The organism is Streptomyces spongiicola (assembly GCF_003122365.1).
Taxonomy (GTDB): Bacteria; Actinomycetota; Actinomycetes; order Streptomycetales; family Streptomycetaceae; genus Streptomyces; species Streptomyces spongiicola.
Window position 1 is genome coordinate 3,454,701 of the sequence record NZ_CP029254.1, and the last position, 16,498, is coordinate 3,471,198.

The window sequence follows — 16,498 nt, forward strand, 5'->3', positions numbered from 1 at the left end:
CCCGGGGGAGAGCGGATCGGAGACAGATCCGGCCGGGGAGCCCGAGAGGTGAGTACGACTCAGCAGGTGCCCACGACCGTCGACATGGCCCGCGACAGCAACCTCGCCGTGACCCTGGCCAACTACGGCACACCCACCGGCCTCACCGCCGATGAGCTGCGCAAGCGCCTCCGCGGCTACATCGGCCTCCTGGCCGAGCCGACCGGACAGTACGCGGAAGCCCTGGGGGACAGCCGGGCGAAGGACATCGCACAGAACACCGTCGAGCACGCGCAGCGGGTCGCCGCCGACCGGGGCGGCAACCCGGAGGCGAATCTCCGGCTGCTCGGCAAGTCCGTGGCGCTTCTCCTGCGGTACGCCGGCGACCACCAGAGGAGGCAAGCGCAGTGAGCGAACTGACGCACCACGCCCGCACCGTGACCGGTCCGCTCGGGCACCGCGGAGTGCGCACGACCGTCGAGTGGGCGCCCCTGGGAGCGGCCCGCGCGCGTGCCGCTGCCCTCATCGCGGAGCACCGGGCGCACCAGACGGAGATCGTCCGCAACCCGCACCTCGACCAGGAGTGGGCCGCCGCCATGGTCCGGTCGCGCCTGCTGCTCGCCTCTGTGCGGGCGGTCCTCGGGCCCGACGTCGCCGTGGAGAACACCTTCCTCGTCGTGAAGTGGCCCGGCCGCGCCTTCGAGGTGCCGTGGCACCAGGACGGCATCGACGCCCGGATCGAACTCGATCCCGCGCGGTCCGTCGCCGCCTGGCTCGCGCTCACCGACGCGACCGTGGCCTCCGGCTGCCTCGACGTCATCCCCGGCTCACATCAGGCCGGCTACCTCCCGTACGGCCCGGAGGCGGTCACCGGGCAGGCCCGGGGCCGCGCGGACACCGTGAGCGTGGAACCCGAAGGCCAACTCCTCAGCGTGCCCGTACACGCGGGGCGCGCGGTGCTGATGGACATGCGCCTTCTGCACCGTTCCCGGTCCAACACCAGCGACGGCGCCCGCGTCGGGTTGAACGTCCGCTACGTCGCCCCGGGCGCCTGCCTGCGGCGCGACCCCACATGCCCCAGCCTCGTCCCGGTCAGTGGGACGGGCTGGTCATCCACACCCCAAGAGGGAAGGGAGAGCTCCACGTGAGCATCGTCAAGGAGTTCATCGACCAGAACGCGCCGACCCGCGTGCGCGTGCTGAACGGCGAGGACACCGACGCCGGCCGCCGCGGCGACAAGAAGCCGATCACCCGCAGCGAGTGCACGTACTACTGCCCGGACGAGGCCACCGGTCGCCGGGTCATCGAGGCGCTGGAGGAGTCGGACAAGCGGCTCCGCGAGCGTCCCGAGGAGCTGATGCTCTGGGACTGGCAGGCCACCTACTGGGAGGCCGAGACGGACAACCCGAACGGCGGCGGCACGGTGATCCTGGGCGTCGCCTGGTACGACCAGGAGTTCTTCGACGAGCGCCGCGACGCCTGGTTCGGCCGGATGCACCAGAAGATCTACCAGGACCTCGGCATCCCGCTGGAGAACATCGAGGTCTCGCACTGGGCGCGCCTCGCCGCGTGACCCGGTCCTGAACTGACAGTCGGGCCCTGTCTCCCCCGTGCCGGAAGACGGGGCCCGACCCGTGTTCAGTCGTGGGCGAGGGCCTTCTCCCGCTCTTCCACCGGTGTGTGGCTTCGGCCCGACCGCAGGGCGAACAGGGTCCCTGCCCCGGCGATGGTCACCAGCGCGAAGCCGCTGATCGGGAAGGACGCGACGGGCGTGGTCGCGGCGAGGCCGGGGATGACGAGCATCGAGAGGGTTCCGGCGGTGCGGATGACGGTGAGGTCGACGCTCATCAGCCGCAGCCGGGCTGCCGGCGGGAACGAGGACAGGTGCGTGCTGAGGGTGACCTGGAGGAACGGGTTCACCACGCCGAGGAGCGCGGAGACGAGCAGGAGGCTGGCCATCGAGTTCGTGAGGGCGATCGCGGAGAGCACGAGGCCGGAGGCGGCCCAGGTGCCGCAGTAGAACGCGGGGCGGTTCGCGGGCAGCCGGAGGTTCCCGGCGAAGCCGTTCGCCGCCAGGGCCCCGGCACCGGTCGCGGCGAGCGCGGCTCCGTAGGCCGCGGCGCCCGCGTCCAGCCGCGCGGCGAGGAACGCGGGCAGGACCAGGGCGACGGAGTGGGCGGCGATCCCGGCCCCGTGCACGCCGATGGCGACGGCCGTGTCCGGTCGCATCCGCAGCAGCGCACGGGCCTGCGGCCGGATCGTCGAGCCGGCCTCCTTGGTGTCACTGCTCGCGGCCGGCGTCGTCCTGGCGGCCAGCAGGACGAGGACGAGGGCGGACACGACGAACGTCGCTCCGTCGAGCCAGAACAGCGATTGCCTGGGCACGAGCGTGAGGAGGACGCCGGCGGCACCGGGACCGGCGATCCGGGCGATGCGGCCGGTGAGGTCCATGAGCCCGTTCACGGCCTGGACGTCGCGCTTGTCAACAAGCTCCGGCACGAGCGCGCCGAGGTTCGGGTCGAACAGTGCGCCGCTCATGCCGAGGAGGACCGCGCAGGCGAGCATTCCCGGGACGCCGAGCGCTTCCCACGCCAGCGGCAGTGCGGCCACGAGCCCGGCTCGGGCGACGTCGACGACCGCGAGGCGGCGCAGCGAGGCGAAGCGGGCCACCACCTTGCGGCCGACCGTCCCCAGGACGATGTACGGCACGGACTCGGCGACCGCGACCAGTCCCATCGCGGCGGCCCCGGCCTCCTGCCAGGCGATCCACATGATCGCCATGGCGTAGAGGCGGTCACCGAACACGCTCAAGGTCTGTGCTCCCCACAGGAGCAGAACCGGCCCCTGACGCAGCAGCCGTACGTAACCCAAGATCGATCTCCGCCCCATGGAAGCACGAAGCCCGGCGCCGAAACCGGCTGCCGGGAATGCCCGCCACCCTACGACACCACCGCCACCCTGTATCGCAAACGCACCCACGCCACCCGAGGAGAACCCGTGTCCCGAGAGCACCGCGCCGCCGAGGAACAGCTCTGCCCGTACGACGCAGTCCAGGCCGCCGAGGCCCTATGCGGGCCGGTCGTCCTGGAGCCGGTCACCGACCGGCGCGGATCGGCCGTGTGGCGAGCCGTCGGCCCGAACGGGGCGGTGGCGGTGAAGGCCGGAGAGGGGGACGGCGCGCTCGTGACCGCGCGGGAGGGCGAGGTCGCCGACCGCTTGGGGCTGCTGGGGACCCACGGCGTCAGCGACGGCGTCGCCTGGCTCGTGACCCCCTGGTTCGACGGACCGTCCACCCGGGAGGTCTTCGCCCCGGTGCGCGCCGGCGACAGCGACCGGGCTGCGGTCCGCGCGGCGGCGGTTGACCTCTGCCGCGCGGTCGCCGACCTCCACGCGCGCGGGTGGGTGCACGCCGACCTCCAGCCCGAGCACGCGATCCACACGAAGGACGGCGTAAGGCTGATCGACCTGTCGTGGGCCTGGCGGCCAGGGTTCGAGCCGAGCGAGATGTTCCGCGGCGGCATCCCGCATCTCCTCGCCCCCGAGCTGGCCGCAGCGGTGGTCGCCGGCGTCCGCCCGGCCGCGCCGAGCCCGGCCGCCGAGGTGTACACGCTCGCGGGTGTGCTGTGGACCTGCATCACCGGGCGCTGGCCGCTCGACTACGAGCGGGCGGGCCTCCTGCCGCGCGAGCTCGGAGCGGCGGGAGTCCGCGAGGCGATCGCTACGGGCGGGATCCCCCTGGACGCGGACCGTCCTTGGCCGGAACTGCAGCAGCTCCTCGAGGGCGCGCTACTGGCCCCGGCCGGAGAGCGGCCAACGGCGGCTGAACTCGCCGGACAGATCTCCGATGTCTGAGGTCGCTTCGTCCTGCACCAGCAAGTGAACGCCCCGTCTTCGACACGAGAGAGAACGATCGAATTGAACGCTTACGCAGCGAATGAGGAGAGCTGGGTCCGCTACGGACAGATTCAGTTGGACCGTGGCTACATGCCGCCGGTCCCCGACGTGATCAGGTGGGGGTTCTGGGACGGCGTAGGACCGGGTGCCGAAGTGCTCGGCCCAGTCCGCGGAAAGAGAGTCCTGGCCGTCGGATCGGGCCCCGGCCACCAGGCCGTCCACCTGGCCCGCAGGTGCGGCGCCCTCGTAGACGCTGTCGAACTGTCCCCGACTCAGCACCAGCGAGCTGTAGAGCACTTCGGCAACGAGTCCGGCGTCCAGTTCGTGAACGCCGATGTCGTGGAGCACCTACACACCGCCATCCCGTACAACGCCGCGTACGGCATCTGCACGCTCGGGTGCGCCGACCCCCGGTACGTTCTGCCGGCGCTCGCGAACGGGCTCTGTGCCGGCGCTCCCCTCGTCTTCTCCGCCCTGCACACCAACCTTCACGGGCACGGCCCTTCCTCCGTGATCACGCCCCGGGAGGAGCTGATCCGCATCGCTGGGCAGGAGCCGATCCCGGTGCAGATGTGGGTACTCACGCCACATCTGTGGGAGGACGTTCTCGGCGAATACGGGTTCCGTGTGGAGTCAGTCGAGGTGCTTCGGGCTCCCGACGCCGACAACCCGGTTGCCGTACAGCTTGTCCGTTCTCGCCGTGCCCCTGACGCGTAGCAGGCCGCCACTCCCGGGGTACGCCGTCTACGAGACGGCGCGGCCACGGCGCGGTCCAGAGGGACGGATCGAGGCCAGAGGGTGCACGCTCCTCTGCTCCGGTTCCGGCCTCTCCGTCTGTCCGTTGCCCGCCTGGAGGAGGTCGAGCACACCGGCGGGCAGGACAGTGAACATCGACTGGATCAAGGCGAGTTCGCAGTCGCAGAACGCCGGAGACTGCCCGAGCTTCTGGTGAGGCAGACGGCTGATGTTCTCCTCCAGCCACCGTCGCTTGCAGCGCAGCTTCTCGGCTGCTTCGCCGTAGTCGTAATTGCGGACCATCGTGCACTTGCAGTAGTCACGGCGAAGCATCGGACTCCCTTCAGGTACCCGAACAGGAACAAATAGGAACAGTAGCCCACCTTTCGGACGCCTCCTGTGCGTTGCGCTCCCCTGGAACGTGTCCGCTGTCGACGCTCTACCCACCCTCGAGCACCGTCGCGTTTCACGCGGACAACGGCCACCGTCGAGCGACCTCTCGGCATCTGCAGGAACAAGGGCCTCTTCCGCATTCCCGTGGCCTACAGCAGGCCGGAGAACAGCGCGCCCAGCAGCGGGTCCGTCCTGGCAGGGAGGGCGTTGTCGAGAGCCTTGCCGAGCGGACGGATGGCAGCCAGATAGCCGGGCTCCCTGCGGTCGACAATGCGCGCCAGGAGCAGACACAGTTCCCGCTGGACCTGGGCGCACGGGTCGTCGGCATCGACGCCCTCCAAGGCGCGCAGCACGGCGGCCACCAGCGGGCCGTCCGTACGCGGACCCAGGTCCTCGCGGTCACCCACGGCAGCGGCGAGCGCTTCGGCGGCGACGGCCGCGAGGGATGTCCCGCGCTCGGCGGCACGCTCGGTCAGCCGGGCATGGACGTACGGCGGCACGCGGGCGGCGACGACAATCGAGGGCATGGCGGGCCTTTCAAGAGCAAGAGAGCGGCAAGGAAGGTGTATACAGCGGCACCGGCTCTGACCAGGGCAGAGGTGTAACGCAACAAGGTCGCGAATTCACCGGACTGTAGCGTTCTGTCAGCTTTACAGCAGCTTTTGTCAGGGTGGCTGTGGGCGGGACGCCCGGGGACGGTCCGCCGGTCGCCGGAGCACGGGCGGACAGTGGCCAGGAGCAGGAGCATGTGGACACAGATCATCCCAATGAGCGCGTTCGCATCTGGAGCCGGAACAAGGCGGGTGGGCGGTGCTGGCTGACGCAGGAGGGATTCGCCAGTCTGGGATGAGGTCGACAGCAGGCCGTCGTCCGTGAGTGCCCTCCTTGATCCGTGTCGTCGATGGTTGTCTGATTTGGGCCAGCCCGCTCCAGAGGAGGAGTGAACTGGTTACGATCGAGGGCGACGGGGCCTCTCGGCTCTTGGCTGTGGGGAAGGATCCTATGCGCGCCGATGATGTCGAGCCTGGGGTTCGCCTGACCGGTCTGGCCTCTCAGCCGGTCACCGTCGTGGCTGTCGCGCCGGTCGGTGACGCTCTACAGATCACAGCCCGCGACGACACAGGGCATCTGTTCGAACAGGTGCTCTTCCCCGACGACATCGCTGGGCTGCGGCGTGAAGCGCCCAGATCACGATGGTCGTTCGACGCCGCCCCTGAGCAGTTCCGTCTGGCGGCTGAGGCGCTGCGCATGCGACACGCGGGGTTGTCGGACCCGATGCTGGCGGTGGAGACCAGCGACATCGACCCGCTGCCCCACCAGATCCGCGCCGTCTACGGCACCCTGCTGGCCCAGACCGGCTCCCTGCGCTTCCTGCTCGCGGACGACCCGGGCGCAGGAAAGACGATCATGGCAGGCCTGTACCTCAAGGAACTGTTGCTGCGCGGTGACGTGCAACGTTGCCTGATCGTCGCGCCCGGTGGGCTGGTCGAGCAGTGGCAGACCGAACTCGCGGAGAAGTTCGGGATCGAGATGGCGATCTTGACGCGCGACCTCGCGGAGGCCGACCGCGACGGCGACCCGTTCCGGCACAACCCGATGCTGATCGCGCGCATGGACCAGCTGGCCCGCAACCAAGAGTGGCAGACCGTACTTGCGGAGTCGGAATGGGACCTCATCGTGGTGGACGAGGCCCACCGCATGAGTGCCTCCTGGTTCGGCAACGAACTCAAGCGCACCCGCCGCTACGAGCTGGGGCAGCTTCTCGGAACGATCACCCGGCACTTCCTGCTGATGACCGCGACTCCACACTCGGGGTCAGAAGCAAGCTTCCAGACCTTCCTCGCGCTACTGGACCCCGACCGGTTCGCCGGCCAGTACCGACAGGGTGTGCACTCCACAGACACCACCGGACTGATGCGCAGGATGATCAAGGAGGACCTGCTCACCTTCGACGGCAAGCCGCTCTTCCCCGAGCGGTTGGCCGAAACCGTCGAGTACACGCTCTCCCCAGCGGAGATGCGCCTGTACGAGGAGGTCACCGAGTACGTACGCACGGAGATGAACCGGGCCGAGCAAGCCGACGGCAAGCGGCGCACCGTCGGCTTCGCCCTCACGGTCATGCAGCGGCGCCTGGCATCCAGCCCCGAAGCGATCTACCAGTCGATCCGGCGCCGCGCCGCCCGCCTGCGCACCCACCGCGAGCAGATACTGGCGGGCCCGTTCGTTCCGCCACCCGAGACAACGTCCTTCGACCCCGACGACTTCGACTCCGACGAGCTGGGCGCCGCCGAGCTGGAGCAGCTGGAGAGCGAGGTCCTGGACGCCGCTACCGCCGCGCGCACCGCGGCCGAGCTGGACGCTGAGCTCGCGGTCCTGGCACGTCTTGAAGAGGTCGCCCAACAGGTTCGTGCCTCGGGTGAGGATCGCAAGTGGCAGGAGTTGCGTTCCCTCGTCCTCAAGGCCCGCGAAGAGGGTCTGAGCGAAGACAGCCACGCCCCACACAAGATCATCGTCTTCACCGAGCACCGCGACACCCTCGACTACCTCGCAGGCCGTATCACCACCCTGCTGGGCGGCGATACGGATGTCGTGTGCACCATCCATGGCGGCACCGCGCGACAGGCTCGTCGGGAGATCCGCACCAAGTTCACCAACGACCCGCGCTGCCACGTCCTGATCGCCACCGACGCCGCCGGCGAAGGGCTGAACCTTCAGGCCGCGCACCTGATGGTCAACTACGACCTCCCGTGGAACCCCAACCGAATCGAGCAGCGCTTCGGACGTATCCACCGCATCGGCCAGCGCGAGGTCTGCCGCCTGTGGAACCTCGTAGCCTCGGAGACCAGGGAGGGCCAGGTCTTCCAGCGCCTGCTGACCAAGATCGAGCAGCAGCGCCGCGCCTACCGCGGCAAGGTCTTCGACGTCCTGGGCGAGAACGCCTTCGCGGACGAGCCGCTGCGTGACCTGCTCATGCGAGCCATCCGCTACGGCGAGCAGCCCGAGGTCCGCGCCTACCTGGACCAGGTCATCGACAAGTCCGTGGCCGACGGCCTACAGGATCTGATCAAGGAACGCGCCCTGGCCACCCCGGAGATCGGGCTGGAAGAGCTGGCCGAGCTACGCCGACAGATGGATGAGGCCCGCGCCCGGCGGATGCAGCCCCATTTTGTGCAGGCCTTCGTCATGGAGTCCCTGCGTGCCCTGGGCGGGCGCGCATCCAAACGGGAGAAGGACCGGTTCGAGCTGACCCAGGTACCCGCAGTCCTGCGCGAGGGTCGGCGTACGGTCAGCCCGCGTTATGGACGCATCACCTTCGAGCCCTCGGCCGTGGTCATGCCCGGCCGCCCGGACGCCGAGCTCATAGCGCCCGGTCATCCGCTGATGGACGCGATCATCACCGAGATCCTGAACAGGTACGGCGACGCCCTGACGCGTGGAGCGACCTTCCTGGACCGGACCGTCACCACTCCCCAGCTCGTGTTCGCCCTGCTGGAAGAACTCTCGGACGGGCGCGGCACTGCAATCAGCAAGAGGTTCGAGTACGTCTCCGTGCTGCCCGACGGAACCGCACAGCCGGCAGGCCCTGCCCCGTACCTCGACCTGTCCCTGCCCACAGAACTGAACCTTGAGCAGCACGCCGCACTGGCCCTTGCCATCAACTCCGAGCTGTCCTCGGCCTGGCTTGCCGACGGCGTTGAGAAGATCGCCCAGATCTGGGCGATCCAGCACGGCCTGCCCGAGCACCGAGCCGACGTCGTCGCTCGCGTCGTCCCGGCTGTCGAGCGGACGCGCAAGCTGGTGCGTCAGCGGCTGCTGGCCCAGATGAACTACTGGGACGGCGAATCGATCAAGCTCGCCGAGGCGCAGGCGGCAGGCAAGAAGATCCGTATCTCGCCGGCCACCGCACGTGATCGCGCCCGGGCGCTGGAGGCCCGGCTCGAACGCCGCCAAGACGAGCTCGATCGCGAAAACCAGGTCAACGTGCACCCGCCGCAGATCATCAGCGCAGCGCTCGTCCTACCCGCCGCGGTCGTTCCGGGTACCGCCGGCGAGCAGCCGACACCTGACAGCTTCGCCCTGGACACCACCGTCACCGAGCGTCGTGCCGTAGATGCCGTACTGGCTGCCGAGCGTCGACTCGGCCGGGTGCCTGAGGAGATGGCGCACTCCAACAAGGGCTTCGACATCCGTTCCAGCAAGCCCGACGGCCACCTGATCTTCATCGAGGTCAAGGGGCGTGTGCTGGGCGCTGACAGCTTCACTGTCACCACCAGCGAGGTCGGCTACGCCAAGAACGCCGAGCCCGACTACCGGCTCGCCCTCGTCGCCGTCGACCCCGACACCCCCGACGGGTCGAACGACCGGGTCCGCTATGTACTCAACCCCTTCGCCGACCTCGTCCTGGACAAGTACGTCGACGACCTGCGCCGCAAGTGGAAGGCCGAGTGGGACCGCGGTGTAGAGCCCCTCTGACACACAAGATCCACACGTTTCATCCGCTCGAACGCCACCCGAGGCACGGTTCGAGCGCCTCGGAATCTAGATTGAGCAGGTGAACACCGCAGTGCAGCCCGGAACGCCGTCAGGCTCTGTCCCTCGACGCAAGCTCATCGAGGTCTCCCTCCCTCTGGAGGACATCAACGCGGAGTCCGCCCGTGAGAAGTCGATCCGCCACGGGCACCCCTCCACACTGCACCTGTGGTGGGCCCGCCGGCCGCTGGCGGCGGCACGGGCCGTGCTGTTCGCCCAGCTCGTCGACGACCCGTCTTCGCATCCCGAGCTGTTCCCCACGGAGGAGGAGCAGAAGAAGGAGCGCGAGCGCCTACACGGGATCATCCGACGACTGGTGGTCTGGGAGAACATCAACGACGAGGGCCTGTATCGGGAAGCCCGCGAGGAGATCCTCAAGAGCACGGGAGGGAACCCGCCTGCAATCCTGGACCCGTTCGCGGGCGGCGGAACGATCCCGTTGGAGGCGCAGCGCCTGGGCCTGGAGGCTCACGCCAGCGACCTCAACCCGGTGCCCGTACTGATCAACAAGGCCCTCATCGAGATCCCGCCGAAGTTCGCGGGAAAGCCGCCCGTGTTCCCGGGAGCTGCGGAGACTCGATTGGGGCCTTGGCCGCGTGCCACAGGTCTGGCGGAGGACGTGCGCCGCTATGGCGCGTGGATGCGCGACCGGGCACAGGAGCGGATCGGGGACCTGTATCCGAAGGCGCAGGTGCCTGTGCTGGGAGGCGACGGCAAGCCCACGGGGAAGACGACCGAAGCCACCGTGATCGCGTGGATCTGGGCCCGGACAGTGATCTGCCCGAACCCGGCGTGCGGCATTCAAATGCCACTGGTGCGTTCTTGGTGGCTGGGCAAGAAGAAGGGCAAGGAAGCGTACGTCGTCCCGAAGGTAGTCGACGACGTGGCGGCGCGCGGCGGACGGCGTGTGGAGTTCAGCATCGGGCACGACCCGAAGCAGGCCCCCACGACAACGAGCGATGGAACCATGACGACGAGCAAGGGTGCTACTTGCGTCGCCTGCGGAGGGTTCGCCACTCTGGCTTACATCCGTTCCGAAGGAGCCTCCAGCCGGATTAGCGCTCAACTACTTGCCGTCGTCGCAGAAGGCAACCGTCGCCGCATCTACCTAGCTCCCGATGAGAAGCATGCACAGGCGGCAAATACCCCGCGGCCGGCGAACCCGCCCACCGGTTCTGTCGCGAATAATCCACGCTGGTTCTCTCCTCCCCAGTATGGCTTTACCGAGTTCTCCGACCTGTTCACAAACAGGCAACTCACGACGCTCACGACTCTGAGCGACCTCGTCAGCGAGGCCCGAGAACAGCTACATGCCGACGCCATCGCGGCAGGTCTCACTCGTGGTGAACCTCTGAGCAATGGCGGGGACGCTGCAGAGGCGTACGCTGACGCGGTAGCAACATACCTCGGGATGGCAGCAAGCCGTTTGTCTGACTACGGCGGAACGATCTCCACCTGGATGCCCGACCCAAAGAACGAAGGAATTCGAAACACTTTCGCCCGCCAGGCTCTCCCAATGACTTGGGATTTCGCAGAGGCGAACCTGTTTAGCGAATCTTCCGGCAACTTCGGGTTCATGCTTCGCGGAATTGCCCGCGTACTTGATGAACTTCCCGCACGGAACGGCGGGAACGCGGAGCAGGCCGACGCCGCCAGTCGCGATTACACGAATCTCCTGATTGCGACCGATCCACCTTATTACGATAATATCGGATACTCAGACCTATCCGACTATTTCTACGTCTGGCTGCGGCGTTCCCTACGCGACATTCACCCAGACTCGTTCGGCACAATGCTTGTTCCGAAGGCGGAAGAACTCATCGCCAACCCGTACCGCCATGGAGGAAAGGAGAGTGCGGAGAGATTTTTTGAGGAAGGTTTCGAACAAGTCTTTGCGCGGGCGCGGCAGGCAGCCTCGCCAGATTACCCGATCACTACCTTCTACGCCTTCAAGCAGGCCGAGCTAGAGAAGGAAGGAGTCGCTTCCACAGGGTGGTCCACCTTCCTGGAGGGCATGGTTCGCAATGGCTGGACGATCACCGCGACGTGGCCTGTTCGCTCGGAGCGTGGCGGTCGAATGATCTCGGTGGGTACGAATGCTCTCGCCTCATCGATCGTGTTGGCTCTCCGCCCCCGTGAGACAACCGCCCCGGCAACGGACCGCACGGGGTTCCTGGTTGCGCTGCACTCGGAACTGGAGGAGGCGCTACCTCGTATCCGTGAGGGCGCGATCGCTCCGGCGGACCTGCGTCAGACGATCCTCGGCCCAGGCATGGCGGTGTTCTCCCGCTTCTCCCGCGTGCTGGAGGACGACGGCTCCACAATGTCGGTGAAGACCGCACTGGCGCTGATCAACCAGACATTCGACGCGTTGCAGAACGAGCACGACGCCGAACTGGACGCCGACACCCGGTTCTGCCTGGACTGGTTCCGCTCCTACGGCTGGGACACCCGCCCCTACGGTGATGCCGAGTCGCTGGCTGTGCCCCTGGGCCTCTCGGTGGACGGAATCGCCCGCGGTGGAACCCTCACCTCCGGCGGCGGAAAGGTCGCGCTGATCAAGCCGCAGGATCTCGCCCCCGGATGGGATCCGGCCCACGATGACCGGCTGTCCCTGTGGGAGGTCACGTGCCATCTGGCACGCGCCTACGCCACCGAGGGGCGCGAGGAGGCCGCCAGGCTCATGGTCGGGGTGAAGGGGAGGGTGGACCTGGACGAAGTCAACCGCCTGGCCACCCGCCTGTACGAGCTGATGGAGTCTCAAGACTCCTCGACCGCTGGCCTGTTCAATGGGCTCGGCGGGGCGTGGGCCGATGTCTCCGCGACATCGACCACGATCCGCCCGGCCGCGGTGGCCGAGACGCTCTTTGGGGAGGAGATCTGATGGCGCTGACGAACAACGAGAAGGTACTGCGCGGATTCGACCAGCTGCTCGAGGGCATGCGGCCGTGGGTCGACATGCGTATGTCCGCCCAGGCTCCGCCCGGCAAGGACTGGATCGAGCTGATCGCCGCCGAGGACGTGGCGAAGTTCGGCACGGCCAAGACGTACTCGCGGGACGACGTGCGGTTCCTGCTGCGCATAGTCACTGAGCGATGGAAGGTCTTCGAGAAGGACCTCTCGCGCCCGCAGTCCGCGTTGGCCTCCGAACTGCGGGAGACGGCGAACGCGGCTCACCACGGGCAGAAGTTCTCCTCGGACGACACCTACCGTGCGCTGGACACGATCGAGCGTCTGCTGACGGTGATCGGAGCCGGCGACGAGGCCGATGCGGTCGCGAAGACGCGCATGGAGCATCAGCGGGAGGTCTTCGAGAAGCAGACCCGCAACCGGCTGACGCGTGAGGCGCAGGCCGTCAAGGTGGCCGGCATGCAGGCTGGTACGGCGATCAAGCCGTGGCGAGAGGTCATCCGGCCGCACGCCGACGTGATCCGTGGGCAGTTCTCCGCCGCGGAGTTCGCCGCCGACCTGTACGCGGTGGCCCATGGCCACACCGCGGCGCCGGAGTATCTGAACCCGGCTGAGTTCTTCTCCCGTACCTACCTCACCAGCGGTCTGTCCGACCTGCTGACTCGTGCGCTCAAGCGCCTCTCCGGGGACGCCGGCGCAAGCCCAGTGATAAATCTGCAGACCCAGTTCGGTGGCGGCAAGACGCACTCGATGCTGGCTCTGTACCACCTGTTCTCCGAGGGCCTGGCCACGAGCGCGCTGTCCCAGGCCGTGCAGGACGTCGTGCATGCCTCCCTGCCCACGGCCGAAGGCGACCCGCTGAGGTCGTTGGACGTGAAGCGGGTCACTTTGGTGGGCACGAAGCTCTCCCCGAGCCAACCGATCCCGAAGGACGACGGCACGCAGGTGCGCACGCTCTGGGGGGAGTTGGCCTGGCAGCTCGGAGACCGTGAGGCGTTCGACCGCGTCGCGATCGCTGATGCGACCGGCACCGATCCCGGCGACGCGCTGGACGCCGTCGTACGCGACGTCGTCGCCGGCGGCAAGAGCGTGCTGATCCTGATCGACGAGTGGGTGGCCTATGCCCGCCAGCTCGTGGGCCGCGACGACCTGCCCGGCGGATCCTTCGCTACGCAGCACACCTTCGCCCAGCACCTGACCGAGATGGCCAAGTCCATCCCGGGCGTCATGCTCGTGGTCTCCATCCCCGCTTCCGACTCCCTGGACAACGGGGGCGGCGGCTCGGCGCTGGAGGTGGGTGGCCCCAACGGGCACGTCGCTCTGGAGACCCTGCAACACACCATCGGCCGCAACGCCGACGACTGGCGGCCGGCCAACAACATCGAGTCCTTCGAGATCGTGCGGCGGCGCCTGTTCGAAGAACCCGATGCCGTGGCCCTGGCGGACATCGCCGCGGTGGCCAAGCAGTACGTGAAGTACTACCAGGAGAACACCGGGTTCTTCCCGCGTGAGACGACCACCGGCGGGTACGAGCAGCGCATCCGAGCGGCGTACCCGATCCATCCCGAGTTGTTCGACCGGCTCTACGAGGACTGGTCGACGCTGCCGAAGTTCCAGCGCACCCGCGGTGTGCTGCGTCTGATGAGCGTGGTCATCAACTCGCTGTGGGCCGCCAACGACACCACACCGCTCATCACCCCCGGCGCCGTGCCCGTCCACGACACCCAGGTATTCAGCGAGATCACCAAGTATCTCGACGACAACTGGAAGCCGGTGGTGGACAAGGACGTCGACGGCGAGGGGGCCACCCCCGTTCAGATCGACCGCGATCGTCCGTCGTTCGGGCAGCGAGCCCTTACCAGGCGGGTCGCCCGGTCGGTGTTCATCGCGACCGTCCCGACCCTGCGCTCGGCGCACAAGGGCGTAGACATCCAGCAGCTCCGCCTGGGCACTGCGGTACCCGGCGACGTCATCAACCACATCGGTGACGCGCGCGCACTGCTGGGCCAGCGTGCCACCTACTTCTACGAGGACGGCGACCGCTCCTGGTACGACCTGGCTGCTTCGGTCTCCCGCGTGGCCGCCGACCGCGCGGCCGGCTACAGCGAGGCCGACGTGCACGCCACGATCGTCGAACGCCTCAAAGCCACGGAGAGGGCATCCAGGGCTTCTTTCGGTGCCGTACATGCCGCGCCTCTCGACACCGGGGACATCCCCGACTCCGAGGTGCTCAAGCTCGTCGTCCTGCACCCGAAGTTCACCTGGGGCAAGGACGCCTCCACCGCCACGGACTTCGCCGCGCGTCTCCTGCGGGAGGCGGGCACCGGGCAGCGGCAACGCCGCAACATGCTGGTCATGGTCGCCGCAGATCGCGACACGTACCCCGAGCTCGAAGGGGTGGTGCGCGAGTACCGGGCCTGGAAGTCCATCGCCGACGAGGCCGAAGAACTCGAGCTCAGTGCCCAGCAGCGCAAGCAGTCCGTCACCCGCGCACGCCAGTTGGACGCGGCCGTAGACGACCGCGTCCGCGCGGCCTTCACCGCGGCGCTGATCCCGACCGAACTGCCCGGCCAGAAGCCGACCATCTCCTTCACCCGTGTCGCCAGGGACGGTGGTTCCCTCGCCGAGCGCGTCACCGCGGCGCTCAAGGCCAAGGGCTGGATCACCCCGGTGCTCGGCACCACGCTCGTGCGCATGGCTCTCGAAGGCGCCCTGGCCAACGCCTGGGGCAAGGGACACGTGAGGTTCGGCGACCTGTGGTCCTGGTACACGCAGTACCCCTACCTCAAGCGCCTGCCCAACCGGCAGGTGCTCGAACAGGCCGTACTCGGCGCTGCCGACGTCCTCCTCTGGCAGCAGGACGCCTTCGCGCTCGCCGACGGCTACGACGAAGCCACCGACGAATACCAGAACCTCTGGATCCATGGCGACAAGCCCGATCCCAGCTTCGTCACCAACGGCACGCTCCTCGTCCAGCCGGCACGAGCAGTCGCTCAGCGTGCACGAGTCGTCGCCACCCCACCGATCGAGCCGGTCACCCCGTCGGACGGCGACAACGGCAGTGAAGGCAGCACCCCGCCCCCCGGCCCCGGCACCAACACGCCTACCCCCGGCCCCGGGGCTCAGCCTCCGGTGCCGCCGGCCAAGAGGGTCACGCGCAGGTTCTGGGGCGTCAAGACCCTCAGGCCCAACCGCCCCGCCGCAGATTTCGCCAACATCCAGCAGGAAGTCCTCGCACACCTCGAGGCCGCCGACGGCGTCCAGCTCGAGGTCCGCATCGAGATCACCGCAACCACCGCCGACGGATTCACCGAACAGCAGGTGCGTACCGTCCGCGAGAACGCCGCCCAACTGAAGTTCGAAGACAGCGGTTTCGAAGAAAACTGAGCCGGACCTAACGACCCGCGCCAGTGGTTGGCATGCCGAGTATTGGTGTGGGGCTCATGTGGTCCACACCAATACGGGTCTTCAAAGTTGAGCGGTGTGTCGTCCCGAGTGGACTGACTGACTGTCACGTTGCGTGAGGGCCACGGGTGGTGGAGGTTGCCCTGACAGCAGGACGCCCGTGGCACTCACGGTGGCTTCTACGATGCGCGGGTCAGCTGCTGACTCGAGTGCCCACACTCGAAGTCGAGCTACTCGGCATTAATCTTCTCCGCCGTGAGGAAGCCCGACACCGAAGCCAGGAACTGCGCCGACGTGAAGTAGGGATTGTTCGTGCCACCGAGCACCTCGATGAGGATCGCTTCCCCGTCGCACTCCATGACTCGGTACTGGTCACCTGCCCGGATCGCGAGGCCTTTGCCGTCCTCGCCGTCGGACACGACGTCGAAGACCTGGCCCTTCGTCGAGCACGGGGCGTTCCGCTTCTTGGCAGCAGCCTTGACGGTCCGGAATACGTTCTTCCCGCCAGCTTCAACACCCCGGCCGATGGCCCACCCGCCCACGGCAGTGACGACGACCAGCACCCCGGGGCCGCCCACCTTCTTCGCCAGCGTCGTCATCGTCTGGTATCCCCCCAGATTGCCCACCCACGCCTCCTCGTTGGCCGCGCATC

At 68.0% G+C, this 16,498-nt stretch carries 12 protein-coding genes; 8 read left to right on the top strand and 4 right to left on the bottom strand.

The features are described from left to right. Nucleotides 1-48: 48 nt before the first annotated feature. Genes DDQ41_RS15190 through DDQ41_RS15200 form a run of 3 tightly spaced genes read left to right on the top strand, consistent with a single transcriptional unit; the run spans nucleotide 49 to nucleotide 1,552 of the window. The gene (locus tag DDQ41_RS15190) at nucleotides 49-390 is read left to right on the top strand and encodes a DUF6415 family natural product biosynthesis protein (RefSeq protein ID WP_162602690.1); all 342 of its coding nucleotides are present in this window, start codon (nucleotides 49-51) and stop codon (nucleotides 388-390) included. Continuing rightward, a complete protein-coding gene (locus tag DDQ41_RS15195) occupies nucleotides 387-1,127 on the top strand; it encodes a phytanoyl-CoA dioxygenase family protein (protein WP_109294973.1) in 741 nt (246 codons plus the stop codon). The genes DDQ41_RS15190 and DDQ41_RS15195 overlap by 4 nt, the downstream gene beginning before the upstream one ends. Beyond that, nucleotides 1,124-1,552 carry a hypothetical protein gene (locus tag DDQ41_RS15200; protein ID WP_017946220.1) on the top strand — a complete coding sequence of 143 codons (429 nt, stop codon included), beginning with the start codon at nucleotides 1,124-1,126 and terminating at the stop codon, nucleotides 1,550-1,552. Before DDQ41_RS15195 ends, DDQ41_RS15200 begins: the two co-directional genes overlap by 4 nt. Nucleotides 1,553-1,617: 65 nt before the next feature. Here the strand turns inward: DDQ41_RS15200 and DDQ41_RS15205 are convergent, their stop codons facing one another. Further along, complete coding sequence (locus DDQ41_RS15205) at nucleotides 1,618-2,868, bottom strand: MFS transporter (RefSeq protein ID WP_109294974.1); 1,251 nt, start codon at nucleotides 2,866-2,868, stop codon at nucleotides 1,618-1,620. 108 nt (nucleotides 2,869-2,976) lie between these two features. Between DDQ41_RS15205 and DDQ41_RS15210 the strand changes: the two genes are divergently transcribed. Together DDQ41_RS15210 and DDQ41_RS15215 are read left to right on the top strand one after the other, a co-directional pair. Beyond that, nucleotides 2,977-3,831, top strand: a complete 855-nt coding sequence (locus DDQ41_RS15210) for a serine/threonine-protein kinase (protein ID WP_109294975.1) — start codon at nucleotides 2,977-2,979, stop codon at nucleotides 3,829-3,831. 63 nt (nucleotides 3,832-3,894) lie between these two features. Then, nucleotides 3,895-4,590, top strand: coding sequence for a class I SAM-dependent methyltransferase (locus DDQ41_RS15215; protein WP_109294976.1), 696 nt, complete (start codon nucleotides 3,895-3,897; stop codon nucleotides 4,588-4,590). Between the two features lie 27 nt (nucleotides 4,591-4,617). Here the strand turns inward: DDQ41_RS15215 and DDQ41_RS15220 are convergent, their stop codons facing one another. Further along, the gene (locus DDQ41_RS15220; RefSeq protein ID WP_017946224.1) at nucleotides 4,618-4,941 is read right to left on the bottom strand and encodes a hypothetical protein; all 324 of its coding nucleotides are present in this window, start codon (nucleotides 4,939-4,941) and stop codon (nucleotides 4,618-4,620) included. Between the two features lie 209 nt (nucleotides 4,942-5,150). Next, complete coding sequence (locus tag DDQ41_RS15225) at nucleotides 5,151-5,528, bottom strand: hypothetical protein (protein ID WP_017946225.1); 378 nt, start codon at nucleotides 5,526-5,528, stop codon at nucleotides 5,151-5,153. A 475-nt stretch (nucleotides 5,529-6,003) separates the two neighbouring features. Between DDQ41_RS15225 and DDQ41_RS15230 the strand changes: the two genes are divergently transcribed. The 3 genes from DDQ41_RS15230 (at nucleotide 6,004) to DDQ41_RS15240 (ending at nucleotide 15,828) form a co-directional block, all read left to right on the top strand. Beyond that, nucleotides 6,004-9,474: a helicase-related protein gene (locus tag DDQ41_RS15230; RefSeq protein ID WP_262508469.1), complete on the top strand. Its 3,471-nt coding sequence runs from the start codon at nucleotides 6,004-6,006 to the stop codon at nucleotides 9,472-9,474. A gap of 79 nt (nucleotides 9,475-9,553) precedes the next feature. Further along, the gene (locus DDQ41_RS15235; protein WP_262508470.1) at nucleotides 9,554-12,415 is read left to right on the top strand and encodes a DUF1156 domain-containing protein; all 2,862 of its coding nucleotides are present in this window, start codon (nucleotides 9,554-9,556) and stop codon (nucleotides 12,413-12,415) included. After that, nucleotides 12,415-15,828, top strand: coding sequence for a Swt1 family HEPN domain-containing protein (locus DDQ41_RS15240; protein WP_109294977.1), 3,414 nt, complete (start codon nucleotides 12,415-12,417; stop codon nucleotides 15,826-15,828). Before DDQ41_RS15235 ends, DDQ41_RS15240 begins: the two co-directional genes overlap by 1 nt. A gap of 248 nt (nucleotides 15,829-16,076) precedes the next feature. Here the strand turns inward: DDQ41_RS15240 and DDQ41_RS15245 are convergent, their stop codons facing one another. Beyond that, complete coding sequence (locus DDQ41_RS15245; protein ID WP_017946229.1) at nucleotides 16,077-16,472, bottom strand: hypothetical protein; 396 nt, start codon at nucleotides 16,470-16,472, stop codon at nucleotides 16,077-16,079. Between the last annotated feature and the right edge of the window lie 26 nt (nucleotides 16,473-16,498).